This is a genomic window from Alterileibacterium massiliense (assembly GCF_900104645.1).
Taxonomy (GTDB): Bacteria; Bacillota; Clostridia; order Peptostreptococcales; family Anaerovoracaceae; genus Alterileibacterium; species Alterileibacterium massiliense.
The window spans coordinates 190,145-216,942 of record NZ_FNWE01000001.1 but is presented as its reverse complement, the minus strand read 5'-3'; the positions used below and the strand labels follow the sequence as shown (position 1 = coordinate 216,942).

General features: G+C 39.4%; 25 protein-coding genes and 1 pseudogene. 8 read left to right on the top strand and 18 right to left on the bottom strand.

All coding sequences use genetic code 11. The annotated features are described in order from the left end of the window. Nucleotides 1–15: 15 nt before the first annotated feature. The 14 genes and pseudogenes from BQ5371_RS01085 to BQ5371_RS01025 form a co-directional block, all read right to left on the bottom strand. The gene (locus BQ5371_RS01085) at nt 16–441 is read right to left on the bottom strand and encodes a sigma-70 RNA polymerase sigma factor region 4 domain-containing protein (protein ID WP_071132115.1); all 426 of its coding nucleotides are present in this window, start codon (nt 439–441) and stop codon (nt 16–18) included. Between the two features lie 508 nt (nt 442–949). Beyond that, nucleotides 950–1,048, bottom strand: a complete 99-nt coding sequence (locus BQ5371_RS07185; RefSeq protein ID WP_258773544.1) for a cysteine-rich KTR domain-containing protein — start codon at nt 1,046–1,048, stop codon at nt 950–952. Then, nucleotides 1,045–1,113, bottom strand: a complete 69-nt coding sequence (locus BQ5371_RS07180; RefSeq protein WP_230315044.1) for a cysteine-rich KTR domain-containing protein — start codon at nt 1,111–1,113, stop codon at nt 1,045–1,047. Before BQ5371_RS07180 ends, BQ5371_RS07185 begins: the two co-directional genes overlap by 4 nt. Before the next feature lie 72 nt (nt 1,114–1,185). Beyond that, the gene (gene tet(O) / locus BQ5371_RS01080; RefSeq protein ID WP_071132114.1) at nt 1,186–3,105 is read right to left on the bottom strand and encodes a tetracycline resistance ribosomal protection protein Tet(O); all 1,920 of its coding nucleotides are present in this window, start codon (nt 3,103–3,105) and stop codon (nt 1,186–1,188) included. 366 nt (nt 3,106–3,471) lie between these two features. Beyond that, nucleotides 3,472–3,846, bottom strand: a complete 375-nt coding sequence (locus tag BQ5371_RS01075) for a TnpV protein (protein ID WP_054353813.1) — start codon at nt 3,844–3,846, stop codon at nt 3,472–3,474. Nucleotides 3,847–3,928: 82 nt separating this feature from the next. After that, nucleotides 3,929–4,159, bottom strand: a pseudogene (locus BQ5371_RS01070) (sigma-70 family RNA polymerase sigma factor); the annotation flags it as partial. Nucleotides 4,160–4,470: 311 nt separating this feature from the next. Continuing rightward, nucleotides 4,471–5,823 carry an MATE family efflux transporter gene (locus BQ5371_RS01060; protein ID WP_000806663.1) on the bottom strand — a complete coding sequence of 451 codons (1,353 nt, stop codon included), beginning with the start codon at nt 5,821–5,823 and terminating at the stop codon, nt 4,471–4,473. Between the two features lie 26 nt (nt 5,824–5,849). Then, a complete protein-coding gene (locus tag BQ5371_RS01055) occupies nt 5,850–7,595 on the bottom strand; it encodes an ABC transporter ATP-binding protein (RefSeq protein WP_071132113.1) in 1,746 nt (581 codons plus the stop codon). Further along, the gene (locus tag BQ5371_RS01050) at nt 7,588–9,378 is read right to left on the bottom strand and encodes an ABC transporter ATP-binding protein (protein WP_000933065.1); all 1,791 of its coding nucleotides are present in this window, start codon (nt 9,376–9,378) and stop codon (nt 7,588–7,590) included. Before BQ5371_RS01050 ends, BQ5371_RS01055 begins: the two co-directional genes overlap by 8 nt. After that, entirely contained in the window at nt 9,368–10,837 is a 1,470-nt protein-coding gene (locus BQ5371_RS01045) for an ABC transporter ATP-binding protein (RefSeq protein ID WP_019116057.1), read from the bottom strand. The genes BQ5371_RS01050 and BQ5371_RS01045 overlap by 11 nt, the downstream gene beginning before the upstream one ends. Then, nucleotides 10,822–11,535 carry an energy-coupling factor transporter transmembrane component T family protein gene (locus BQ5371_RS01040; protein ID WP_071132112.1) on the bottom strand — a complete coding sequence of 238 codons (714 nt, stop codon included), beginning with the start codon at nt 11,533–11,535 and terminating at the stop codon, nt 10,822–10,824. Before BQ5371_RS01040 ends, BQ5371_RS01045 begins: the two co-directional genes overlap by 16 nt. Beyond that, a complete protein-coding gene (locus tag BQ5371_RS01035) occupies nt 11,525–12,121 on the bottom strand; it encodes an MptD family putative ECF transporter S component (protein WP_001049471.1) in 597 nt (198 codons plus the stop codon). Before BQ5371_RS01035 ends, BQ5371_RS01040 begins: the two co-directional genes overlap by 11 nt. Nucleotides 12,122–12,244: 123 nt before the next feature. Continuing rightward, complete coding sequence (locus tag BQ5371_RS01030; protein WP_001273433.1) at nt 12,245–12,883, bottom strand: TetR/AcrR family transcriptional regulator; 639 nt, start codon at nt 12,881–12,883, stop codon at nt 12,245–12,247. A gap of 287 nt (nt 12,884–13,170) precedes the next feature. Further along, nucleotides 13,171–14,448 (bottom strand): IS110 family RNA-guided transposase, encoded by a 1,278-nt coding sequence (locus BQ5371_RS01025; RefSeq protein ID WP_071132107.1) that lies wholly within the window; start codon nt 14,446–14,448, stop codon nt 13,171–13,173. A 423-nt stretch (nt 14,449–14,871) separates the two neighbouring features. On the opposite strand from BQ5371_RS01025, the gene BQ5371_RS01020 reads away from it, so the two are divergent. From BQ5371_RS01020 to BQ5371_RS06790, 3 genes are read left to right on the top strand one after another with little or no spacing between them, the layout of a single operon-like run. Next, nucleotides 14,872–18,897, top strand: a complete 4,026-nt coding sequence (locus BQ5371_RS01020) for an antirestriction protein ArdA (RefSeq protein WP_071132111.1) — start codon at nt 14,872–14,874, stop codon at nt 18,895–18,897. 2 nt (nt 18,898–18,899) lie between these two features. Beyond that, a complete protein-coding gene (locus BQ5371_RS01015; protein ID WP_071132110.1) occupies nt 18,900–19,106 on the top strand; it encodes a transposon-transfer assisting family protein in 207 nt (68 codons plus the stop codon). Further along, nucleotides 19,103–19,468, top strand: coding sequence for a cysteine-rich VLP domain-containing protein (locus tag BQ5371_RS06790; RefSeq protein WP_083377362.1), 366 nt, complete (start codon nt 19,103–19,105; stop codon nt 19,466–19,468). Before BQ5371_RS01015 ends, BQ5371_RS06790 begins: the two co-directional genes overlap by 4 nt. Nucleotides 19,469–19,644: 176 nt before the next feature. Here the strand turns inward: BQ5371_RS06790 and BQ5371_RS01010 are convergent, their stop codons facing one another. Genes BQ5371_RS01010 through BQ5371_RS01000 form a run of 3 tightly spaced genes read right to left on the bottom strand, consistent with a single transcriptional unit; the run spans nt 19,645 to nt 21,541 of the window. Continuing rightward, entirely contained in the window at nt 19,645–19,902 is a 258-nt protein-coding gene (locus tag BQ5371_RS01010; protein WP_071132109.1) for a hypothetical protein, read from the bottom strand. 2 nt (nt 19,903–19,904) lie between these two features. After that, complete coding sequence (locus tag BQ5371_RS01005) at nt 19,905–21,251, bottom strand: relaxase/mobilization nuclease domain-containing protein (RefSeq protein WP_071132108.1); 1,347 nt, start codon at nt 21,249–21,251, stop codon at nt 19,905–19,907. Continuing rightward, entirely contained in the window at nt 21,212–21,541 is a 330-nt protein-coding gene (locus BQ5371_RS01000; protein ID WP_009905253.1) for a plasmid mobilization protein, read from the bottom strand. Before BQ5371_RS01000 ends, BQ5371_RS01005 begins: the two co-directional genes overlap by 40 nt. 395 nt (nt 21,542–21,936) lie before the next feature. Between BQ5371_RS01000 and BQ5371_RS00995 the strand changes: the two genes are divergently transcribed. Next, the gene (locus BQ5371_RS00995; RefSeq protein ID WP_071132107.1) at nt 21,937–23,214 is read left to right on the top strand and encodes an IS110 family RNA-guided transposase; all 1,278 of its coding nucleotides are present in this window, start codon (nt 21,937–21,939) and stop codon (nt 23,212–23,214) included. Between the two features lie 272 nt (nt 23,215–23,486). On the opposite strand, the gene BQ5371_RS00990 is transcribed toward BQ5371_RS00995, so the two are convergent. Next, nucleotides 23,487–23,840: a helix-turn-helix transcriptional regulator gene (locus BQ5371_RS00990; RefSeq protein WP_009447119.1), complete on the bottom strand. Its 354-nt coding sequence runs from the start codon at nt 23,838–23,840 to the stop codon at nt 23,487–23,489. Between the two features lie 384 nt (nt 23,841–24,224). On the opposite strand from BQ5371_RS00990, the gene BQ5371_RS00985 reads away from it, so the two are divergent. The 4 genes from BQ5371_RS00985 to BQ5371_RS00970 all read left to right on the top strand — a co-directional run bounded on the left by BQ5371_RS00985 (nt 24,225) and on the right by BQ5371_RS00970 (nt 26,635). Next, complete coding sequence (locus BQ5371_RS00985) at nt 24,225–24,404, top strand: cysteine-rich KTR domain-containing protein (protein WP_002588768.1); 180 nt, start codon at nt 24,225–24,227, stop codon at nt 24,402–24,404. A 23-nt stretch (nt 24,405–24,427) separates the two neighbouring features. Continuing rightward, nucleotides 24,428–25,417, top strand: coding sequence for a 23S rRNA (adenine(2503)-C(2))-methyltransferase RlmN (gene rlmN, locus BQ5371_RS00980; RefSeq protein ID WP_002569187.1), 990 nt, complete (start codon nt 24,428–24,430; stop codon nt 25,415–25,417). A 536-nt stretch (nt 25,418–25,953) separates the two neighbouring features. Beyond that, complete coding sequence (locus tag BQ5371_RS00975; RefSeq protein WP_050636981.1) at nt 25,954–26,394, top strand: sigma-70 family RNA polymerase sigma factor; 441 nt, start codon at nt 25,954–25,956, stop codon at nt 26,392–26,394. Further along, the gene (locus BQ5371_RS00970; protein WP_016289899.1) at nt 26,375–26,635 is read left to right on the top strand and encodes a helix-turn-helix domain-containing protein; all 261 of its coding nucleotides are present in this window, start codon (nt 26,375–26,377) and stop codon (nt 26,633–26,635) included. Before BQ5371_RS00975 ends, BQ5371_RS00970 begins: the two co-directional genes overlap by 20 nt. Nucleotides 26,636–26,798 lie beyond the last annotated feature (163 nt).

Here is a 26,798-nt window from a genome sequence, read left to right as displayed (position 1 = left end):
TGCTGTATTAGATGCCTATAAAATCTTCTGCAACTTTTTTCTGAGATGGTCTAACCGTGCATAGATAGCACCCGTCGTTAAATGCACAAGCGGGGCAATCTCTTTTGTGGAATAGCCCTGCATTTTCAGCAGAACGATTTGCAGAGTACGCCTGTCCACCGTAAGCAATGCCTGATACAGATTTTCATCCTCGATTTCATCTAATAAATCCGTAACGGTCTTTATCTCGGATGATTGCTCTTTGTCTGCCATTCCCTCAAGGTATTCCCCGAAATCGCTTGTCCAATGGTAAAACCGCCTGTTGGAATTAAAGTCTGCCCTGTCGTCTATACGGATTTGTTCAATGGTAGTTTCATCAACTCCATGTTCCCGCAACACTTTTTCCTCGGCTTCTTTCCAGATACGCCACTTCCTGTCCTCACGTCCGTTGTTATATGCCATTCTTTTTTCCTCCAATCAATCTGAATTGAGCAGGCTTTAGCCTGCGATGAAATGTAAAAATCCAGATGGAGAGGCGGGGAACGACACCCAAAACAAGTAACAGCCCTGCGGCGTATTCCGATAAAAAACGACAAAAGAAAAACCGCAAAGGCTCTGTGACCTCTACGGTTATGGGAAATACTAATTCTGTTGTATGGAGATTGTACTTCTACCTTCATGGTGAGAAGTACCGTTGCACTGGCAGGGATTTTTTTAACTGGCTTCCTGCCAGTCCCTGATATGCTATGTATAGATAAACTTTGCTTTATATAAGCAGATGGACAACCGCCCGAAAAAAGGAACATAAAAACCCTCCAAATTTAAAAACAAATTCAGAGGGTAATTTAGGGTATAACAAAATAACCCACCCGAATATCGTTTTTTTATTTGGTGAGTTTGTTCTTTCAAATACGAAACAAAAAGAGCCGATGATTCGTGAATTGTTCCACAATTTCATCGACTCTGCGTCTTAAGCGTCTGGCTCTTTGATGACAGTTATCTTCAAGTTGTCAACTTTAATCAATCTTTCTTGTCTGCATTTTGGACAATAAAGGGGATAATTCTTCAAAACTTCTTCAAAACAGTGTCTTTCCTAATTTTATTACGGGTTTTGCTCCCACAAACAGGGCACAATATCTATTCGCATTTCATCATAATTAGCTTCTAATCCTTTCAAATCTCATTTTATACGACTTTCGCAAGCTGTTAGGCTAACTTGTGGAACATATGCCGAACCTTATCTATACGGCTATTCGGGCGGCGGGGTTGGCAAATAAGTTTACCAGTAGCTGGCTGGTATCCTTTTAACTCTGTCAAGCAGACTCCCTGCCCATTTGTGAAATAAGTTAAATCGTTCCTGTATTCTTGAATACATCTGGCAGGGATTTCTCCTTTCAGAATGACCTCGTCATTCTTTATCTGGGTACTTACAATATCTGCACAATACCTTGGGGCATCATGATACGCCCGTGAGAGATATTCCTGCGGTGCATAAATTTCAAATTGGAGATATGGCTCTAATAGTTCTGTCCCTGCTTTTTTTAAAGCCTGCTCCAATACGATAGGGGAAAGCAGCCGAAAGTCTGCGGGGGTACTTACAGGACTATAATACAATCCATATTCAAAACAGATTTTACAGTCTGTCACTTTCCATCCATACAGCCCCTGCCCGCAGCCATAGAGGACCCCCTCCATAACCGCATTTTGGAACGATTGGTTTAAATATCCAAGTGAAACTCTGCTTTCATACTGCACTCCGCTTCCAATAGGGAGCGGCTCTATGGACAACCCGACAGAAGCCCAGAAAGGGTTTGGCGGGACTTCTATGTGGATGGTATATTCTGCTTTTCTAAGCGGTCTTTCCATATATATAACAGTAGGCTCTTTTATTTCTGCCTCCACATGATATTTTTCCTCAAGGATGGCACAAATGACTTCCATCTGCACTTTCCCCAAAAAAGAAAGTATAATCTCATGCGTTGTAGTATCCACATAATATTTTAAAAGAGGGTCGCCATCTGAAATTTCTGTAAGTGCCCCAAGCAATATTTCCCGCTGTTCAGATTTCTTTACTGCAATCGTTGTTTGGAGCATAGGGAGAGGATTTTCAATAAATGCTCTCTGCGGCAACAGCATTTCGTTCCCCAAAATACTGTTTAGCTGCAAAACATCATTTGGTAAAATTACAATATCACCAGAGCAGGCTGTATCGGATGAACATAATTCCCCGTTTGTCGGAACACACATCTCTGTGATTTTTATTTTCTCTTTTTCAGATATTCTAATAACATCCCTCAAATGCAATGTTCCGCTATATATACGCACATAAACAAAACGCCGCCTTTTCTCCGAATATTCAATCTTAAAAACCTGCCCGCATAGTTCAGATTGACCTTCAGGCGTTGATGAATAAAACTTACTGGCAATCACTTCTATAAGCTGCCGAATCCCAAGATTGTTTTTAGCGCTTCCGTGATAAACGGGAAATAACGTTCCGTTTTGGAATCTCCTGTTTTCTTCCTGTTCCAGTTCTGACATTTTAAACGGTTTCCCTGACATATATTTCTCTAATAGTCCATCGTTTCCCATAATTACCGCATCCCACTGTCCCATATCGTCATTGTCCGTTACATTTATATGGGGATGCTGCCCAACCTTTTGCTTCACTATAATTTCCGAAGAAAGCTTTGCTTTCATTTCCCGATATACCATTGGCAAATCAATCCCCTCTTGGTCAATTTTATTGATGAAAAAAATTGTCGGAATCTTCATTGTCTGTAGTGCATGAAACAGTATGCGGGTCTGTGCCTGTATGCCATCCTTTGCAGAAACTAATAATACTGCTCCGTCTAATACGGATAAAGAACGGTATACTTCCGCCAAAAAATCCATATGGCCTGGCGTATCTATAATGTTGACTTTTACATCCTCCCACTGAAAAGATGCCACTGCTGTCTGGATAGTGATTCCCCTTTGACGCTCCAAATTCATTGTATCTGTCCTTGTTGTGCCTTTATCTACGCTCCCTAGTTCTGCAATTGCACCACTGGTATACAATAAACTCTCCGTTAAGGTTGTCTTTCCTGCGTCAACGTGAGCCAGAATGCCTAAGTTAATTATTTTCATGTGATTTTCCTCCTATCAACACCCAAAAAAGGGCATAAAAATACCCAGTGATAAATACTCCTATCACTGGGTAAATAACTCCCATAGCCCCAAAACACTTATATGTTTTCGGGCATATAAAATTACATGATAAAAGTATTCTTAAACTGGGTACAAAAAACCAAGCCCCATATTAAAAGTGAAACGGGACTGCTACTTTTTGTTCCCACTATCAAATTGACAGTTTATTTAAGAATACCTTGCCGCATATTTATTAACTCCTTGTATAAAACTGAATCTAATTATATTCCTTAACCCTTTATTTGTCAAGCTGACAAACTAAAGCAGAAAAAGTGGCAGGATTTCACCCTGCCACTAATCATCTGTTTATGCAAAAATAATTTCCTTTTCCACAATCTCCCTCGCACAAGCCCTTATGTTATTCATTCTTCCAGTCCATTTTAAGGCGTTTTCTGCCTTTAACTGTTCTGTTATGCCCTGTGCTTGTTTCATGCCCTCTATGAGCCGTTCAAAGCGTTCCTGTGCCTGTCTGTCAATGTCGGCAAGGTAAGCATTGAGCCTGCCGCTTGTGAGAAGATTGGTGTATGTAATTTTGCGGTACTCCCGCAGATAGTCCAAGTGCCGCCGTCCGAATAAGTCTATCGGCTGTTCCTTTTCGGGTGGTATGGTAAGGCAGGGTAAAATGTATTCGCCTTGCCGTTCGTATCTGCCGCCCATTTCCTCAAAGATTGATTGTACCATTTGTTTTTCCTCCAAATAAGATATTCACTCCATAATCATGTCTGCTATCATTAACACAATTTACGTTTTCTCCTTATCTGGTTTCATTCATCATCTGTGTTTCAACAATCTTTTCTACATCAACGCTTTCATCAGCGATGTTATCTACAAAGTGTCCGTCATGATCCAATGATGAAAAAAAGAGCAAGTGGTTTTTTCTGTCCACCTGCTCTAAATACTTCTCGTGTTCTCTTTCTCGCCAGTAGACTTTGTATATCTGCTCACTGACTTTTACCTTTTCTCCTCTGACATAAAGGTAATATTCTCTTGCCATAATGTTTCCTCCATTCTTTTTTTGTCTGCGTTTTCAGGCAAAAAAAGGAGGACTCCTGCATCTTGGCATAAGAAGTCCTCTAAAACGAAAGAAACTTGTTCTTCCTTTAATTATATTTAATTGTTTAGACGAACATATGGAAAGACAAACAGCTATAAAGCTTATAGGAAAAAGGACTATTTTTATTGTGGTTTATTCTTTCAAATAAATATATAGACTTTTCCATTTCTATCCCTCCATTTTATAGCTAACCATTCCTCATAAATTAAGCCTTCTACTATTTCAGGTATTCACGCACATAATAAGAAATTTTATGCTTGTACTTTTTCTTTGCTCATCTTATTTAGTTCTCCAAGCATCATGAAGATTCCAACAACAATCATAATGAAATCAACAAGTGGCTGCGTAAACCAAACTGCTTTTACTCCAAATGCCATTGGCAAAAAGATCATTGCGGGAACAAATAAGAATAACTGTCTAAGCATAACAATAGTTCCGGCTTTCTTTCCGTTTCCGATTGATTGGAAGAAAGTAACAGTCATAACCATTACTCCATACAAGATAAAGACGGAATAGAACAATCTAAAATTTCCAACCCCTTGTGCAATGATGTTTGCTTCTACACCAAATAGCGAAAGTATCTGACTTGACAGCAATAGGGATGGAACCCAAAAGATTCCTGCAAGAACTAAACCGCCAATAGAAAAGACCTTCATAGCTTCTCTTACTCTGTCATACTGTTTTGCCCCAAAGTTTGTTCCAACAACAGGTTGCAAGCCTTGACTCATTCCCCAAAGAGGAATAAATGAAAAGGCATATACACGAAGTGATGCCGCCATCAAAATTCCATTGGTATCTCCGCCATACTTAAATGCCATTTTATAAAGCATAGTTTGTTGTATCATAAATAAAAGCTGCATCATCATAGCTGATGATCCTACCCCAAACATTTCTTTTTTTATCTCCGGATTAGACTTTATCTTATGGATTTTAACAACTTTACTCTTTTTCAAGAAATAATGTAGTGTTGCCACTGCCTGAACAAATTGTGCTGTGATGGTTGCAAGGGCAGCACCTTCAATCGCATATTCACCCATAACAGTCATTAAGATAGGGTCAAGAATAATATTCAGTAATGCCCCAAGTCCCATAATCGTCATAGCTTTTTTCATCAGTCCTTCACCACGCATAACCATGTTTGCGGACTGTGTGAAGTTTACAAACAAAGAGCCTATAAAGATCACTCTAAGGTATCTAATGCCATAGGCTTTGATTTCACCTGTTGCTCCAACCATAGACAAGAAATGTGGAGCAAGAAGTATTCCTCCAACTGTAATAATTACAGAGAAGAAAATCACCCAATAGATTAGGTTGCCCATTATTTTATCTACAGTTTTTTGATCTCCTTTACCGATTGCTCTTGAAAGTACAGATGCAGAACCTACACCAAGTAAAGTTGAAACACCGCTGTTAAAAAAGGTAAGTGGCATTGCAACGCCGCAGGCAGTCATTGCTGTTTGCCCTATGATTTTTCCAGCAAATATTCCATCCATTAACGGATATAAGCCGATAACAATCATTCCGATAACAGCCGGTATAGATAATTGAAATAACAAGTCTATTGGTCTTTTTGTTAATAATTGTTCTTTCATATCTTGTTTCATCGTCTTCTCCTCTCTTAGACCAATTTTTATATAATTTTTAGTCCTTTATTTTTTTCTTGCAGTTGTACCATATTTTTATAGATTCCATCTAAAGTCATTAAATCACTGTGATTTCCTTGTTCTGCAATATTCCCATCTTTTATTACAATAATATTATCAGCCTCTTTGATTGTGCCTAATCTATGGGCAATCACAAGCAATGTCTTGTTTTTTACCAATTCACTGATTGCTTCCTGTATATAGCTTTCATTGTCCACATCAACACTTGCTGTTGCCTCGTCAAGAATTACAATAGGAGCATCTTTTAATATGCAGCGAGCAATAGAAATTCTTTGTTTTTCACCACCGGATAGAGTTGCTCCTCCTTCTCCAATCATTGTGTCAAATCCATCAGGAAGTGCCATAATAAAGTCATAACATCTTGCTTTTTTTGCGGCTTCTATAACTTCTTCTTTCGTCGCATTTTCTTTCCCCATGGCAATATTATTAAAAATCGTATCTTGGAATAAATAAACTCTCTGGAAAACCATACTAATTTCCGACATCAATTCAGATAGTGAAACATCCTTTATATTCACTCCTCTAATCAAAATTTCACCGGAGTCTACATCCCAAAATCTCGCTAAAAGGTTGGCTACTGTAGATTTTCCTCCACCAGATTGTCCAACTAAAGCTGTCATTGTATTCTTTTTCATTTCAAAATTCATATCATGCAAAACCTCTTTTTCTCCATAAGAAAATTTCACATGATTAAAACTAATTTCCGGCTCACCAAACTTAGCCTTTAAGATATGTTTTTTACCTGTATCCTGTAGTTCCGTTTCATTTAATACTTCTTCAATACGATCTAAAGCAGCATTCATAACTGTTAGCCTGCTTGCTTCTCCATAAAGAGTTTTTAATGGACTGAATAAGTCAAATACAAATAGTATCAGTCCTAACACATAAGGAAGTTTCAACATTCCTTGTAAATGAAGATACAAAGCAAGTGCCAAAATAAATGTAATTCCGATACCATAAATGATGTTCAATCCGCTTGTCCAAGGTGTCATCTTCTTTTCAAACTTTATAGAAGTGTCTCTTGATGAAGCAAAGCTATCTGTAAGAGCCTTTGAATTGTCGCCTAAAAGGTTATAGCTTTTGATTACACTAATTCCTTCTGCAAATGACAAAACTGAATCTGTTAGCTTCTCTCCTTGCTCTTGCCTGATAACAGCTTCAGATAAAGACATCTTATTCATGCCGTTTGCAATCAGTGTTGCAACCAATATTACAAACACCGCAATCAATCCAATTCTGTAGTCCAAAACAAACATGAATATAGTAAGCACAACGGTTGAAAGCACATAACTCATCATATTAGCTATGGTACTCATGGATACTTCCTCAATGAATGCCATATCTGAACTTAAAACAGAATTGATTTTTCCTAAATTTCCTGATGTGAAATATCCCATAGGAAGTTTTCTAAGGTGATTTCCAAGCTTCATCCTTTTGTCTGCAAAAATCAGAAAGCCGGCTGCACTTTGCAATTTATCGCTTAAGAAATGAACCACCGCTTGTAATAAAACCACTAAAACAAGTCCTATTCCTACATATAGAAAAGTTTTGGAGGTATTCGTTTTTTCATAAAATCCTATCAAAACGGTAAATGCAATAAATATAGGCATTTTACTTAATATGGATTCAACAAAGGCAAAAACAAATGCCCCTTTAATTCTATTTTTATACTTTCCTGACAAGTTTAAAATTCTTGATATTAGCTTAAACATTCATTTCACCTGCCTTTCTATCAATTTTCCATTCCTTACTAAATATTGTCGCATCCCATAATTTACGGTAGTCTGCTGATGATTCTAACAAGTCCTTATGTTTTCCATTTGCAACTAAACGGCCATGATTCATTACCAATATTTGGTCTGCATCTACAATTGCCGGAAGTTTATGAGCAATTACAATCAATGTTTTACCTTTTACAAGTTCAGCAATCGCAGCTTCCATCTTTTCTTCATTTTCAGGATCTGCATAGGCAGTAGCTTCATCAAGTACAACAATCGGTGCATTTTTTAAGATAGCTCTTGCAAGGGATATTCTTTGTCTCTCTCCACCTGATAACATCTTTCCTGCCTCGCCAGCCAAAGAGTAAATACCATTTGGGAGCTTATCTAAAAATTCCATACACTGAGCTTTCTTTGCAGCTTCTATCACTTCTTCATCCGTAGCTGACAAATTTCCGATACGAATATTTTCTAAGAGTGAAGTATTAAATAAATATTGGTCTTGAGACACATAAGAAATCTCTTTATTCAGTGCCTTAAGACTCATATCCTGTAAATTTTGTCCTCCAATACTAATGCTTCCTTCTAAAACATCATAGTAATGAATTAAGAGTTTCGCTAAGGTGCTTTTACCTGAGCCTGATTCTCCAACAATGGCTGTCTTTTCTCCAACTTTTGCTGTAAAGCTCACATTATGAATCACATTTTTAATGTATGTTTCAGGTTGTCCATTCTCTCCCATCTTGCTTAGTTGATAACCAAATGTAACATTGTCATAGGAAATAGTTTGATCTATACCTTTAAACTTGTTTTCACCTTGTTTTAATGGTTCTATATTTAAAGCATCTTCCAATGCAGATATTTTATAATTAAGCTGTGGCATCGTTGGTAAAAATCCCAAAGCCTTTAAGAGTGGTAAGCCAATACTCAAAGATAGGCATAAAACCAATATCAAATCAGAAAGACTAACATAGCCCATGTAAGCAAAGTAACCGCCAAGCGGCAATGTTAATATAATCGTGCATGGGAGCAAGGCACTATACAATGCCATCCATGGCCATGCAGTCTTATACCAAGCGAGTGCATAATCTCTATAATCTCCAACATCTTTAGAAAATCTTTGATATGATTCCGCTTGCTTGTTAAACACTTTTACTACTTCCATACCATTCACATATTCAATAATGGTATTATTCATTTTTCCACTCGCCATATAATATGGTCCCATTTTTTTCATTCCTGCGGAATACATAATCATCATAGCGACAATGCTTAGTGGAATGGATGCCAAAGACATAAGTGCCAGTCTCCAGTCAACGAAAAACATTGCAATATATACCATTACAGGCACAATTAAATTGGCAATTCCTTCAGGCAATGAGTGTGCCAAAAGAACTTCCAAACTACCAATATCATCTACAAACATCTTTTTAATAGCACCTGTTCCCTTTTCTTCAATAGCTCCTAAGGGAAGATTCTCCATCTTTTTTTGTAGAGATGTTCTAAGTCCAAATAATGTGTTATATGCTGCCTTATGGGACATATTAAGACCCAAACCACCTAATAATGCTTGCAAAACCAAACATATCAAAATACCGGCAAGCAAAATAACTAACCTTTTGAATTCCAAATTTTGTCCTAAAATCAAAGGATTTATAATCTGATAAGCAAATAGAAATGGCACAACTCCCATAATGACACTTAATAGCATAATAAAACTCGCTAAATGTATTGTTTTCTTATGCGAACCAGCATACTCAAAAACCTTATTTAACATCATTCTCCTCCTTAATCAAAGATTTTTTATTATCCATAAAATCCATAATCACTTGTTCATTTCCTTTTACAGATATTTTTTTATAATTTTCTCTGCCAATCATTAAAACAGAATGGCAAGTTTTGAATAGTAGTTCCAAGTCATGCGTAATAATGATAAATGGAACTTCCTCTGATTTTTCTGTAATTAAATCAGATATAATACTCATACTTCTGTAATCAAGTCCAGAGGTCGGTTCATCTAAAACTATCAATTTTCGATTGGATAAAAACGAAGTAATAATCGCAAGTCTTTGTTTTTGACCACCAGACAATTTTTGTGGGTGGCTTACTTTCTTATGCCACAAATTTGTTTGCTTTAAGTAATCTCGTATTTCTTCCAAATCACTTTCCGTATTCTTTTCTTTACAAAATATCAGCTCATTTTCCACAGTGTCTAAAAAAATCTGAGCATCAACATCTTGCAAAACTAAATAAGAATTTTTCAATCGTTCCTTCTTGTTCTTTCCATAATTCACATCTAATCTTTTTTCGGAAAGCCCACACAAAGAATTTGCTAATGTTGTTTTCCCAATTCCATTAGAACCGATAATTCCCATGATTTCTTTTTCTTTAATGTCAAAAGTCAAATCTTTTATCAAAGTTCTTTTCCCTTGGTGAATATTTGCATTGTCGACTTTTATATAGCTTCTGGTTTTTAATGGCTCTTTTTCCGACACAAGTTCTTTTTCATTTAATGTTCTTAATTCCAGTTCTTTACACTTCCGGTTATCGAGTTCACCTTTTTTAAAAATATTTTCTACCGTTCCATCTTTCATATAGACAAGACGATCAAAAATATTTTTAAGGTAATACAATCTATGTTCAGCTATTACAATTGTCTTGCCAATCGCTTTTAACTTAACAAGTATGTTTTCAAATTTCCTTATACTGTCATAATCAAGGCTACTTGAAGGTTCGTCGAAAAAGATAATGTCTGTATCATAAATAAGTGTTCCTGCTATCGCCACCTTTTGTCTTTCTCCACCAGACAATTCAAAGATAGATTTTTTTCTTAGATGACCTATCTCCAATAAATTTAATGCTTTATCTACCTTTTCTTTTAATAAGTTCTCATCTAACCCAAGATTTTCTCCTACCAAAGCAACTTCATCTTCAACCACATCGCAAAAGAACTGATCCTTGGGATTTTGAAATACATTTCCTATATATTTTGCAAGTTCACCTTTCTGATACGAAGATATTTCTTTTCCCAAAAGCTCAATATTACCTTCTAAATTTCCTTCGTAAAAATATGGAATGAGTCCATTTAGAAGTCTTAAAAATGTTGTTTTCCCACATCCTGAAAGACCTGTTAATACAACTATCTCTCCTTTTTTTACAGACAGTTTTAAGTCTTTTAGTACTAAGTCCTCGCCGTATGAAAATTTGCGTATATTTGCTCCTAAGATATTTTCCATACACTCACCAAAACCAAAATTATTCCAATCATTAACATTACAATATCGATAAAAGTAAATTTTACATCATGAAAACTTGTTTTTTTGCCATCATATTCAATGCCTTTTGATATGATTGAACAAGTTAAGGTATCGCTTATATCTATGCACTTATACATAAGAGGAACAAAATATAATTCAAATGTTTTAATTGGTTTGAAAATACTTGCTTTAAATCCTCTAATTTTCATGCCATTGTTTATTTCCTTCATCCTAATAGAAATTTCCGGAATAAAACGAAAGAATACTGTGATTCCTATACCTATTCCACCATCAATACCAATTTTTCTAAATGCAGCAATTAGATGCGAAGAACTATACGAAGACAGCACTTTTCCCAAAATGAAAAGTGGAGCAAATTTCAACACTATAAGTAGCATTGTATATATAGAACCAACCAAAACATTTCCTAAGTGGGGTTTCAGCAAATAAATAAGCCCCCATACTATAAGCAATGAACATATCGTTCTAAATGTCTTTCTTATAGAAAATAAGAATAATAGTCCTAAGACAAAAATAAGGGAAAATAAATATTGTGATTGCTCTCCAACAGTTAGAATAACTGAAAATAGTAAAATCAACCCAACTATAGTAAGTGGGTTGATTTTATCTAATAGTTGGTACCCTTCTATATAGTTTTTTTCACCTTTACAAAACACTTTTTTTCTTCCTGTTGCTAAAGAATTTGTTGTAAATATATGTTCCAAAATTAGCACCAATAATTGATGCAACGATTGCGATCACTACGCAAATTGCAATGTTTTTAGGGGTGTAAAAATTATAAAGAAATGTTGCATAGTCTGTTGTAAACATCTTAGGGAATTGTTTTGTAAGACCTTCGACTCCAAATACGAATGTGAAATACATCGCATGAAGCGAATATATAAACATACCAGCACCAAAACCAAGTCCAACTCTCATATTTTTGTCTGAGTAATTTTCCTTTTTACCAATCACAAGCTCTGCTAATATTCCTGCAATTGCACAAACTACTATTACGGGCCACATTCCCATAAGAGCATAGAACACGCCGAGTAATAAGAAATATAAGAATGCTGTTCCTCTTTGTGCGACTTGTTTACACATTATTACAAAAACTGGTGCGGCAATAATTGTTGCAAGTGCCGATGATAAATACAAACTCGGAATCATTCCAAAAGAACCTGTCAAAAATCCTAATCCCATCGTAAGAACAAATCCAATAACAGAAAATACTGCTATTTTTACAATACCTTTTAAATTCATTTTTCTCCTCCTTGAATACATATAATATTTTTTATCTGCTTATAAAGCAGCATGTTGCCAATTTGTATAAAATTAAATCTTTAATATAACTAAGTTATATTTGATGCAAAAAAATTTTCCATTTTACAAACCTCTTATTTTGCCCCATCCTTCATTAAAGAATTTTGAAATTAGTTTGGCATTTAATTCTACTTCTTCTCTGCTTTTAGAATGAACAGCAACTTCAGATAAAGCATAATAATATGCATGGTTAATTAAGTGAATTCCCATATCGGTTATTACACTACCGACACCATCTTCACCATAAATCATGCTTAATATTTTGATGTGATTTTTATCTTCTATTTCCACGAGTTCATCTAAAAAATTACTGTATTTTGTTCCATAAGAACCAAACACTAATAACTCAAATGCATCTTTATTTTCAAAAAAATACAAGACCATCTTAACAGCGCCATGTGCTTTAAAGTCTAAAATTTTATAAATGGTTTCTTTCCCAAGTGGAACTTCCTTTTTATATGTCTCAAAACTCTTATCCTCATACATAGCATAGTATTTTCGGATTTGGCTTACAATCGGCTCAACTAACTCAGAAAAAAGTGCTTCCTTATCCTCAAAATGACCATAAAACGCCCCAGTAGTAACACCTGCTTCTTTGCAAATAGCTCTTAAATTTGCCTTTTCAAATCCTTGTTCTTTGAAAATTTTCTTACCACTATTAAGAATCCTATTATGAGTTACTTCATAATCTCCGTTTGCCATGATTTGCCCTCCTTTCTTCAAATATAACTTAGTTATATTATAACACTTTTTATGTTTAAAAGTCAAGATATTTATACACATACATTGACTTTTATGTTATAATTATATAACAAATTTGAAAACTTGCTTAACGCTTGCTATCTAATTCATTCTTTTGTAGACCAACTAAGGAAGTCAATAGTTATTTTAAAAATTTTTTTAAAAATTTTTAAGTCACAAAACTTAAAAATGTGCATAGCAAACAAGCCTCATACACTTTCATTTTTTGAGGCAACACTTTTAATAGTTTATGCGACTAACTTACTCTTTTCTCGAATTAGTTTTTGATGCTCTTCGGGTGTTCTTAACTCAAATGATTTTTGATTTCTGAGGACAGCAAAAATAATTTGAACCATCTTTCGCATAATTGCACACATTACAACTTTGTATGGTTTTTCAGCTATCTTCTTTTCAAAATAAGCTCGCATAACAGGATTTAAATACTCTCTGTTGCGATTTGGATACACATTAGATTTAGCCAGCATATGGAGAATTGAGCGAACATGAGGTGATCCTCTTTTAGAGATTTTATTGTTTTTCCTATTGTATGTTCCACTTTGGGTTACTCCTGGATCCAAGCCAAAGAAGGCAACTAATTCTTTCGGTTTCGAGAAATTGGATATATCTCCAAGCTCTGATAAAACAACACATGCTGTATACTCTCCAACTCCTGGAATACTTTGTAAAAGCACTATTTCTTTATGAAACTTTTCATCTAAAAGTGATAGCCTTTTGATTTCATTATCGATTGCTTTCAAAGCTTCCTGTAAACTAAAAATAACCCTCACAGTTGTTTGAATAAGTACTGCTGAACTAAGGCTTACTATACAAACTTCAATAGATTTTTCAGCAGCTTTCAATAGTTTTTCATATTTTACTTCGGCATAGGAGCTGCTTTTATGTGAATTTTCTTTTATCAGTTGAATAATATCTTGCTTATTTTCAGGAGATAAGACTTCCTGTATAGTAGGATATTTTTCAAGCAAAGACAAAGGTGTTTTCCCTTGCAAATCCGCAAATACTTTCTTGAAATCTGGAAAGGAAATATCTAAAAAAGCGATTAATCGGTTGATGTGTTCCACAATTTCATCCGTCAATTCTTTATGCTGTCTGCAAAGCTTTTTGATACTGTTAACGGTATCTGAATGTGTAATTGTTTCGTTGTAATTCTTAATACGATATAGCAACGCTATATTATATGCATCTGTTCTATCTGATTTAATTTTTCGGATATTGATATTTTTCAATGCTCCACTTTGAATCGGATTAATTACAATGACTTCGTAATTATGCTTACGGAAAAAATTAGCTAAAATTTGATGATAGTGTGCAGTAGCTTCCATGATAATTACTGCTCTGTCCTCGTACTCATCTTCTACCTTTTCAAGTACATAGATGAGCGACTTCATACCATTAATATCATTAGAAATTTTAAGTCTTTTGATGATGTCATTATTAGGTGATAGAATACAGATATCACTGAAAGCTTTACTCACATCAATTCCTACAACAATTTTTTCTGACATAATATACCTCCTATAATTTGGGATGCCCTGTTAATCCAAAACCACAACAGGCTCACGAGTTATACAGGTAATCAATGAATGAACCTAACCAACCGAAAAGATGAAAGGCAATGGAATGAGGGTGGAGTCTACCAAATGAGTAATTCCTAAGTTGGAAACCCAGCAAGCACATAAAACAATCCCATTTCATCCCTAATATCTATAATTTTATCATAGATGATTAGGTTCATTTTTAAGAACTATGCTTAAAGCTGTTCTTATACTATTAGTATATGAGCAAGCATAGGAAAAGAGTACCCTTTTCCGTAAAATCCCTGCTTTCTCTACCGAGAACGGCGGGGATTTTTGCTTGTTGGGAAGTTTCCCAAACCCTCTATTTTATGGAGGGTTTTACCCTCTGAAACCGCAGAAAGGAGGTTACACATGGCAAGTTTACGGGACACCGTAAAGGACTATCAAGAAGAATTAAGGGACGGTATCGCTTGGGTGGCGTTTTGGAAAACGGGACGTTCTTGGAACGCCGAATATTTCCACCTTGAAATGAGCGATATTCTCTACCCGGAGGACAGAAGCCGCATGGAAGAAATCAAACAGGCTGACCCTGCCGCCGTTGTGGTAAACGGCTATTATTCCGGCTATCTTGGCGAGGATATGAGCCTTGACGAACTGACCGCCGGGGTGCGCCACCACTACGAAAACGGATATAGCAATATCGGGGAATTTATCGAAGTCCACGACGACAGGCTGCCGTCGGAGCTTATCGAGGAAGCAAGAGCCGCCGCCCACGCTGCGGGGCTTCCATTCTCTGAAAAAGCCTACCGGGACGGCGAAGAACCCGACCCCTATCTATTTGACGGGAGCATGAGCATGGAGGACTACGAACTTATGCACCGCATGATTGAAAACGAAAGGAGTGAACGCATGGCAGAAACGATTTTAAGCGGGTATCTTTCTAATCTTGGAAAGTACACCGAGGGCAGACTTGCGGGCGAATGGGTATCATTCCCCACGACTGCCGAGCATTTGAAAGAAGTCTTTGACCGTATCGGGATAGACGGCAAAAACTACGGGGAGCTGCACATCACAGAATACCAGTCCTCTATTGCGGGACTGGCAGGAAAATTGACCGAGCTTGAAAGCCTTGACGAGCTGAACTATTTGGGCGAACTTTTGAAAATGCAGTTTGACGACGACCGGGAAAAATTTGTTGCAGCTATGGAATACGGCGACCATACAAGGGACTTGCAGGACATTATCAATCTTGCACAAAACCTTGATTGTTACTGGCTTTATCCGTCCGTACAGAGTGAGGAAGATTACGGGTATTATCTGATTGAAGAACTGGACGAGTTGGAGCTGCCCGAAGAAGCAAAAAAATATTTCATGTATGAGGAATACGGGCGGGACGCTGCTATCAATGATGGGGGCAGATTTACCGAGCAGGGCTATATCTACAATAACCGCAACACTTTTACAGAATGGTACGACGGGCGCGACGTGCCGGAGGAATACCGGGTAACGCCGCAGCCGCCAGTACAGGAAAAGGAACAGGCAGACCTTGACGCTTCCGCAGTCATACCGACCGCCGCCACAGAGCAGCCCCCGGTTCTCCCGATTATCCTATCTTCTGAAAAGCCTGCCGATAAAATGAAAGAGATTACCGACCGACTGGAACAAGGAATTTTAGGGCTTTATGAAAGCGACCGTTACGCCGACTATCTGCGTACTATGTCTAAATTCCATGATTACAGCCTTAACAATACAATCCTTATCGCCATGCAGGGCGGCAATCTTGTGAAAGGCTATAAACAATGGGAAAAGGAATTTGACCGCCATGTAAAGCCCGGAGAAAAAGCTATCAAGATACTTGCGCCGTCCCCGTTTACCGTTAAGAAACAGGTGGAAAAAATCGACCCGGACACCCAAAAACCTGTTTTCTACAAGGACGGGAAACCTGTTACCGAGGAAAAGGAAATCAAGATACCCGCTTTTCGTGTGGTATCTGTCTTTGATATTTCACAGACCGAGGGAAAGGAGCTTCCTGCCCTTACCTATGAGCTGACGGGCAACGTGGAACAATACAAGGACTTTTTCGCTGCCCTTGAAAAGACTTCCCCGTTTGCTATGGAATTTGAAGCACTAAGCGGCGGCGTAAAAGGACGCTGCAATTATGAGGAAAAGCGTATCATTATCAACGAGGGTATGGACGAATTGCAGAACATCAAGACCGCAATCCATGAAATCGCCCACGCCACGCTGCATGATACTGCCCTTGCTATGCCGGAACGCCCCGACCGCCGCACCCGCGAGGTACAGGCGGAAAGCGTCGCCTATGCTGTCTGCCAACATTACGGGCTTGATACGTCGGACTATTCTTTTGGATATATCGCCGGGTGGAGCAGCGGAAAAGAACTTGCAGAACTGAAAGGCTCTCTTGAAACAATCCGCAGCACAGCCGCAAAGCTGATTGATACCATAGACGGGCATTTTGCAGAAATCCAAAAGGCACAGGATAAGGAACAGACCACTGAACAGGCACAGCCCGCACAGGAAGCCGCCAAACAGCCCGAAGCAGAAGCAGCCGCGCCGGAGCTTCCCGAAGAAATAGCCCCGGTACAGGAAAAAGAAGCACAGCCGGAACAGGCTGCACCCGCCCCTTATTACACTATCAACGAAGCTGCCGCCAAACGCGCAAAGGATATGAACAGCTTTTCCGATTATAAGCAAGGCAGCGCGACGGCTGAATACAGGCATTATGTAGATGAAGCCGTACAGCTTGCAGAAAGGCAGAAACAACGGGTAGACCCGATGTACCATGAGAAAATCGACAGCCTGCTTGACACCTACGCCCGGAAACTGGCAGCGAACATGAACAAAGGCTATGAGATTGACGCGCGTGTTCCCTCTATCCTGATTGCGGGCGGCTCTAACTTCCCCACAAGGAAGAAAGAAAAGCAGAACGCAGCCCGCGACAGCAATTACCGGGAATGGCAGGACATACAAGGACTTCTTGATAAAATCCGCAGTACCGGCATGGGCGGTATCAGCGCAGACGACCCGCAGGCAGTACAGAAGTTAGAAAAGAAACTGGAAAGCCTTGAAAAATCACAGGAAACCATGAAAGCCGTAAACGCCTATTACCGCAAGCATAAGACCCTTGACGGCTGCCCGCATTTACCGCCGGAGGAACTGGAAAAACTGAAAGCAGACATGGCGAGCAGTTGGCATTTGGAGGACAAGCCCTTTGCGACTTGGGCGTTATCCAACAACAGCGCAGAAATCCGGCGCGTGAAAGACCGTATCAAATCCCTTTCACAGCAAAAAGAAATCGGTTTTGTCGGTTGGGAATTTGACGGCGGCAAGGTGGAAGCAAACACCGAAGCGAACCGACTGCAAATCTTCTTTGAGGATAAGCCGGACGAAGCCACGCGGGAAGCATTAAAAAGTAACGGTTTCCGTTGGTCGCCAAAAGCAGGGGCATGGCAGCGGCAGCTTACCAGTAACGCCTACTATGCGGCTGATTATGTGAAAGCGATTGCACCCCTTACCGGGGAAAAGCCTACCGAGTTACAACGGGCGCATATCCGGGCGCAAAAGGTAGCTGCACAGGAACAACCCACACAGGAGCAGCCGGAACAGGAAGCCCCACAGGACAAAGACACCTTTTCCATTTATCAGATAAAAGGCTGGGACGAAACAAGGGACTTGCGTTTTGAACCTTATGACCGTCTGACTGCCACAGGACACCGGGTAGACGCGAAAAACTATGCGCTTGTCTATTCCGCAGAACTTACGCCGGGGACTTCCCTTGAAGATATTTACACCCGCTTCAATATCGACCACCCGAAAGATTTTAAGGGACACAGCCTTTCCGTTTCCGACGTGGTGGTACTTCATCAGAACGGGCAGGACACCGCCCACTATGTAGACAGCTTCGGTTATAAGGACGTGCCGGAGTTTTTCAAGGAGCAGGAAAAAGCCCTCATTCCCGACGACTTGGAAACGGGCGAAACAATCAAAACACCGAGGGGGACTTTCTATGTAACCACCATGAGCCGCGAGCAAATGGAAGCTGCCGGATATGGATTGCACCACCAGTCCGACGACGGAAAATATCTGATTATGGGGAACGGCACAAGGGCTTTTGCTGTTCCCGTTCAGCCGGAAAACTATCTGAAAGCTGCCGAGCAGACCACCGAGCAAAACTACAATATGATTGACGGGCAGATAAACAACACCCCGACCGTTGCAGAACTGGAAGCAAAGGTAAAGGCAGGAGAAACCATTTCCCTTGTTGACCTTGCGGAAGCTGTCAAGGCTGACAAGGAACGCGGCAAGGCAGCAAAAACGGAAAAGAAGCCCTCTATCCGGGCGCAGCTTAGAGCAGACAAAGAAAAGACCGCACAGAAAAAAGCGGCAAAATCAAAAAATCACGAATTGGAGGTATGAGCATGATTAGACTGACCGTTGAAGAAACAAACCTATTGAGCATTTACAATGAGGGCGGCAAGCGCGGGCTTATGGAAAACATCAACGTCGCGCTGCCGTTCATGGACGAGGATATGCGGGAACTTGCGAAACGTACCCTTGTGAAAATCGCACCTCTGACAGAAAATGAGTATGCGGAGCTTGCCATTTTCGCCGCTGATGAAGTATGACCGGGCTAAAGCGGCTTACGCCTCCCCAAAGCCGGAAAGTCAACAGCCTTGTAAAAAAGGAGTGCTGCAACTGCGATAACGGACACTGTATTTTACTGGACGACGGGGAGGAATGTGTCTGCCCGCAGCTTATTTCCTATTCGCTTCTATGCAAATGGTTTCAGACCGCCGTACTTCCCCTTGATAAGCTGCTGTATGCAGAGCTTTTCAAGACCGAGGATAAAAAGCGTTGTACCGAGTGCGGAGTTTCTTTTGCGTCCACCTCTAACAGCGTCAAATACTGCCCGGACTGCCGAAAGCGGATTACCCGCAGACAGGCAGCGGAGCGCATGAGAAAACGGCGCGCCCTTGTTACGCAATAGGGGCAAAAAAAGCCTTGATTTACAGGGCTTTCAGTGCTTAAAAATGACGCGGCAAGGGTTTTATACCTTATCCCCTAAAAATGATGTTCTATTGCGTAACAGATACCAAAAACGCACCTACATAAAACAGGGCGCGGACAGTCTTTTGTTGGCTGTCTGCGCCCTTTTCTTTTACTTTATTCGTGCAGTTCTTCTATATCCTTTATTCGGTTTCCCAATAGGATATACAGCTCTCCATTCTCTACCCTTATAACCAGAGTATCATTTTCATCGGAATAAGTTCCATATTCCACACATTCTATATATCCGATAAGTGTATTTCCGTCCTCAAAAGTAATTTGGATTTTACTGTCTGCGTCAATATAAGTTTCCACGCCATAACTGCCATTTTCTAATGTTATTCTGTAACATGGTGTAATACCAACCATTTTCATAATTATTCCCGTTCCTTTCCTTTTTCCCGTTCCGGCTCTTTGCCTTGCCGCAAAATGCTGTCTATGTTCTGTTTAATAACGTCGTATTCCTTGACCTGTTTTTTCAGCTTGCCATAATCAGCGTAAAGGGCTTCTTTTTGCGCTTGTAGTTTCCCGTATTCTTCCTGCATGGCGGCAAGGTTGGGGAGTTTGGTAACGCCCGCCGCTTTCAGTGTCTTTACTGCCGCTTCATGGAGTATCAGACTGCTTTCCTGCTTTGCCCGGTATGCGTCCTTATCCTTTGCTCTGCGGTATGCTTCATAGACAGGTTTTGTTTTTTGGTAGGTGGCAACGTGCTTCATCAGCACCGCCATATCTGCAAGACGCTTCTCCACGCTCTTTAATGCGTCTGCTGTCTTTTCATTTTCCGCATTTATTTCCTCAATCCGGCTGACTAAATCTGCGTACTGCTCAATCTTATGTTCTGTCAAGAAATTCATAGTTTTTGCAGCCAGTTTCAGATTATGAATTTTCGCCCACTGTTCATAGCCCCGGCTCTGCGCTGCCTTGATACTGTTTTCAATGTCGATAAGCAGCGATACGCCGCGCTGCTCTTTGGGAGCTTTCGCCGCCTTTGTGCGCTTGCCCGCAATCCGTTCTTTGATTGCTTCTTCTGTATAATCTACACCGAGAGTTTTTAAGCGGGTAAAGCGTTCCTGTCCGGGAGCGCGGCAGGAGATATATTTTCCCGGCTTTATCTCATAGCCCGCTGCCTGTAACCGCTGCAACAATTCTTCAAAACTTGCCACTTGGGTGATAAGCGTATCAACGGTAATTTTCAGCTTGCCTTTCCAACTTGTACCGACCTTTTCTGCGTGATACTCCGCATAGCTCTTTCCCTTGCTGCCTTTACCCGGAACGACGACGGACAGCCCGTTTTCCCGGCACAGCCTATCACTCATGTTCCGTATGCCGTAGTAGCTGCGTTTATTGGAATTGTACTTATGGTAGTCAACAAAATTTACCGCACAAAAAATGATATGGTTATGGATATGCCCTTTGTCTATGTGGGTAGTTAAGACGTATTCGTGCTGTCCCTTTGTTACCGCGTCGGCAAGCTGCTTTCCGATTTCGTGGGCTTTCTCATAGTCTACTTCTCCCGGCTCAAAGGACTGTATCAAATGGTGGGCGAGATTGTTCCCTTTCTCTATGGCTTGTGCAAGCGTAAATCCGAACTCAATATCCGCCGTTTCATAGCTGCACCCAAAGGAGGACACAAGCATTTTCCCGTCTGTTTTATCCGGGTTTTGGATATAGTCAAGGGCTTTACTCAACGTGCTTTTAATAGGCTTAATCTTTGTAACCGCCATATCTCTGCAAGCACCCCCTTTATTTCCTCTATGTCCTCTTGGTAGACGCTGCCTGTCGCATTGACACGCTTTGCAATCTGATTGATGTTGACCCCGATTTTCTGTATTTCCGCTGTCATGGCTTTTATGTCGCTATGGTCTGTCTGAATGATATACCCGTCAATGGCAATCTTGCGAAGATACGCCGCCATGTTCCGGGTGGGGACGAGCTTCATTTTCTGCTCAATCAATGCCCGTTCTTCCTCTGTTACATAGAATTTGATTTGTACTTTTCTTTTGCGTCCGTTCATGCAATCGCTCCTTTCCATTCCGGGGGTTTGGGACACTTCCCAACAAGCAATTTTCAACCGACGCACCGCAGGGCGGGAGAGCGAAAATACGGAAAAGGGTACTCTTTTCCTATGCTTGCTCATATACTAATAGTATAAGAACAGCTTTAAGCATAGTTCTTAAAAATGAACCTAATCATCTATGATAAAATTATAGATATTAGGGATGAAATGGGATTGTTTTATGTGCTTGCTGGGTTTCCAACTTAGGAATTACTCATTTGGTAGACTCCACCCTCATTCCATTGCCTTTCATCTTTTCGGTTGGTTAGGTTCATTCATTGATTACCTGTATAACTCGTGAGCCTGTTGTGGTTTTGGATTAACAGGGCATCCCAAATTATAGGAGGTATATTATGTCAGAAAAAATTGTTGTAGGAATTGATGTGAGTAAAGCTTTCAGTGATATCTGTATTCTATCACCTAATAATGACATCATCAAAAGACTTAAAATTTCTAATGATATTAATGGTATGAAGTCGCTCATCTATGTACTTGAAAAGGTAGAAGATGAGTACGAGGACAGAGCAGTAATTATCATGGAAGCTACTGCACACTATCATCAAATTTTAGCTAATTTTTTCCGTAAGCATAATTACGAAGTCATTGTAATTAATCCGATTCAAAGTGGAGCATTGAAAAATATCAATATCCGAAAAATTAAATCAGATAGAACAGATGCATATAATATAGCGTTGCTATATCGTATTAAGAATTACAACGAAACAATTACACATTCAGATACCGTTAACAGTATCAAAAAGCTTTGCAGACAGCATAAAGAATTGACGGATGAAATTGTGGAACACATCAACCGATTAATCGCTTTTTTAGATATTTCCTTTCCAGATTTCAAGAAAGTATTTGCGGATTTGCAAGGGAAAACACCTTTGTCTTTGCTTGAAAAATATCCTACTATACAGGAAGTCTTATCTCCTGAAAATAAGCAAGATATTATTCAACTGATAAAAGAAAATTCACATAAAAGCAGCTCCTATGCCGAAGTAAAATATGAAAAACTATTGAAAGCTGCTGAAAAATCTATTGAAGTTTGTATAGTAAGCCTTAGTTCAGCAGTACTTATTCAAACAACTGTGAGGGTTATTTTTAGTTTACAGGAAGCTTTGAAAGCAATCGATAATGAAATCAAAAGGCTATCACTTTTAGATGAAAAGTTTCATAAAGAAATAGTGCTTTTACAAAGTATTCCAGGAGTTGGAGAGTATACAGCATGTGTTGTTTTATCAGAGCTTGGAGATATATCCAATTTCTCGAAACCGAAAGAATTAGTTGCCTTCTTTGGCTTGGATCCAGGAGTAACCCAAAGTGGAACATACAATAGGAAAAACAATAAAATCTCTAAAAGAGGATCACCTCATGTTCGCTCAATTCTCCATATGCTGGCTAAATCTAATGTGTATCCAAATCGCAACAGAGAGTATTTAAATCCTGTTATGCGAGCTTATTTTGAAAAGAAGATAGCTGAAAAACCATACAAAGTTGTAATGTGTGCAATTATGCGAAAGATGGTTCAAATTATTTTTGCTGTCCTCAGAAATCAAAAATCATTTGAGTTAAGAACACCCGAAGAGCATCAAAAACTAATTCGAGAAAAGAGTAAGTTAGTCGCATAAACTATTAAAAGTGTTGCCTCAAAAAATGAAAGTGTATGAGGCTTGTTTGCTATGCACATTTTTAAGTTTTGTGACTTAAAAATTTTTAAAAAAATTTTTAAAATAACTATTGACTTCCTTAGTTGGTCTACGAATGTTTTTATCCTTTAGGCTCTTATCCCTTACTACGGAGAAAAAGCGATTTTGCCAAACTTCCGCAAAAGAAAAACGCTGCAATCTCAAAAAAGATTACAACGCTCTCTAAATCCTGTTCAGTTTTAAGCCGGACATTCCTATTCGCCCTCTTTTTCGACTTCGGAAATCTCTTTTGCCGTTGCGGTCACAATCCGTATGCCTGTATCGCTCATACCGTCAAGGAGCGCGTCAAGCTGCCGCCGCTTTGTGTCCTTTGCAGCGGGCGTGTCTAACAGGAATTGGTCTACGGATATATGGTAACGCTGTATCAGCTCAAAGAATATCTGTAAACTTGGGTGCTGCCCCTTGTTCTCAATGTTCGCAAGGTAGCGCGGCGAGATAAACATTTCGTCGCCTACTTTCTTGCGGCTTTCCTTGCGTCCTTCACGCGCTGCCTTTATCGCTGCCCCAAAAGCCTTGAAGTCGTATTTTGGTACTGGTCTTTTTGCCATAGTTATTCACCCTCTTACATTTTACTGTTCCCCTTTCTTCTTGGATATGTCTACATAGTTCTATCAGTTAGCCAAAATAATTCATATATATATATGTTGACAACAAGCTGCTTTTGTATATAATATTATATAAAAGGGGGGGAATGTTTATGTTACATAGCATGCGTATTCGATAAGCATTGAAATCAAAAAAGATTTTTCCCATTTTCAATATGGGCTTTTTTGTCATGCTTATTTTGCGTATGCTATACAACAAAACTAACGACGTATAGACATAGTATAAAAACTATGCCTTAATTTTGTTGTAGTATTATATGTATAAATGCAGGTCAATGCTCATGTTGAGAATTGACCTGCATTTTTTTGCGCAAAAGGAGAAATATTATGCTTGAAAAATATTGGATAAAATGTCCAATTTGTAACGGAAAGACGAGGGTTCAAGTATTTTATAATACGGTATTAAGAAATTTTCCTCTTTTCTGCCCTAAATGTAAATTAACGCATATCGTTGATGTTGAAAAACTAGAAATCATAATCAAAAACTCTGAAAAACAAACTTTTTAATTTTGAAAAGGAAGGATATTTAAATGAAACACTTACCTAAAAGTACACCTACGGAAATATTGAATGACCCATACGGATTTACTTACAAAGAAATGTCGGAAGTAATTGGAGAGGATAAAGCAAGAGCCTTATATACGGAATTGTATAAACAGCCATTTCACAAAGAAAATCTATCAATATCAACAAAAAAAGTCTATAAAAGTAGCGATACTGAAAAGTATGTTTATGAATTGAAAGATAACAGGTATATTGAAACGGTTTTTATTAAACGGCGAGATGGTGGGACTGTTTGCGTAAGTACGCAAGTTGGTTGTTCTGTTGGCTGTATTTTTTGTGAGTCCGGACGCAATGGTTTTGTTCGTAATCTAACACCGTCTGAAATTGTGCAGCAGGTTGTATTGATACGTCAAAAAGTAAATCGTATCGTTTTTATGGGAATGGGAGAACCTTTATTCAATTACGACAACTTGATTGCAGCAATCCATATTCTTCGAGATAGAAATGGACTTAACTTTCCAACCGACGGCATTACCGTATCAACAGTTGGTCCAGTTAATCAATTAAAAAAATTGCGCGAAGAACATCTAAAAATTCAGTTGACAATATCTTTACATGCAGCAACACAGGCTGCGAGAAACTGTATCATTCCTCATATGCACATGTACGCTATTGAAGATGTTGTTAAGCAAGCATTGTCCTATTCTCAAAGGCATAATCGAAAAGTGGTATTTGCGTATTTGCTTTTACCAGGTATAAATGACCGTTCCTCAGATATAAGGCAACTTGCAAAATGGTTTAAGGGCAAAAATGTTATGATTAACGTGCTGCAATACAACCCGACGAGTAATTCAAAAATTAGAGCACCACAAAAACAAGAAATGGTTGCGTTCAAACATCAATTAGAGCAAACAGGACTTGAAGTTACCATGAGAGTTTCTCATGGTAGAGAGATTAAAGCAGCTTGTGGACAGTTAGCTAATACATATAATAAAGCCAAAAAACAACAGAAATAATTTAATTAAAAGAGCCAGACGCACAGACGCAGAGCCGATAATATGCAGTTTGAAATACTGCTGTTATCGGCTCTTTTTTGATTTTAATTTGTGCCCCTAATAACCATATTGGAGCAAAATCAGAACTGTTGCTTGTCGTTCTTTGATTTCCGCAGCAGCTTTGAAAAATCAAAGCCGCCGTTTCTTTTTATCTTCTAATGAAATGACGCGGTATCACTGTTAAAAGCGGCGGCTAAAGGAGGTAGCCGCCATGAAGCACATACCCTATCGACAAAATCCGACGGTCATTGACATATCAAAAAAAGCCCGACCACCGCCGGGAACCTCTCTACCCTTGACTATGAACTGTCTAATCATCTAAATACTGCTTACAATACCTATACGCCTGTCCGGGCTTTTCGGACAGGCGTATTTTGCTGCTCAAAAAATTTTTTGAAAAAATTTCAAAAAATCTTCGGCGTTTTTCAAAAACGCCGTATTGCCCCGCGAAAAGGGGGAAGCACCACCAACTTTCCAACGAGAAAGGAGGTGAGAATGTGGAACCTAATAGCAGGGAGTTTTACAAACAATGTGCTTTTCAGAAGTTTTGTAATACGGTGCTGCACAATGAAGCGTGTGACGCTCACAGGGAGCTGCACAGGCATAAGGCAAGGGAAGTCACCTTTTCCGATTTGCCCTTAGACGAAGCGCGGCAGCTTCATACCTTTGATGAATATTTCAAACGGGAAACCGCCGAAACCGTCTTTGAGAAAGCCGGGAAGAAAATCACGCCGAAGCTGCTTCTTGAAGCAATCCGTACTTTGCCGGAAGAAAAGCGCAAAGCCGTACTCCTGTACTATTTCGAGGGAATGAACGACACCGAGATTGCGAAGTTGTTCAATACATCGAGAAGCACGATACAGTACAGGCGGACAAGCTCTTTTGAGAAATTAAGAAAATATCTGGAGGAAAATGCTGATGAATGGGACGAATGGTAACGAACCCGGCTACCCGGAAAATGCCCTTGTTCCCTATCCTGTCATTGTGGCAGCGACAAAGGGCGACCCGGACGCCATGAAGATTGTCTTGCAGCATTTTAGCGGCTACATAGCCCGCCTCTCCATGCGGAAGCTGTACGACGAGCGCGGGAACGTCTATTTCGGCGTAGACCACGACATTCGGGAACGGCTGCAAGCAAAACTGATGATGGCTGTCCTCACCTTTAGGACAGAGGAATAACCGCAACGGCGGCGGGACGCTTTCTCTCACCCCCTTTTCCGTTCCGCTGTTGACGCGGGTAGCACAGCCATTTTGAACCTTGAAAAAGAAAGCGGCGCAAGATAACGGCGGCGCAGCATAGGGCAAATCGGATACGTTCCTTTTGCGTCGAGCCATACGGCGG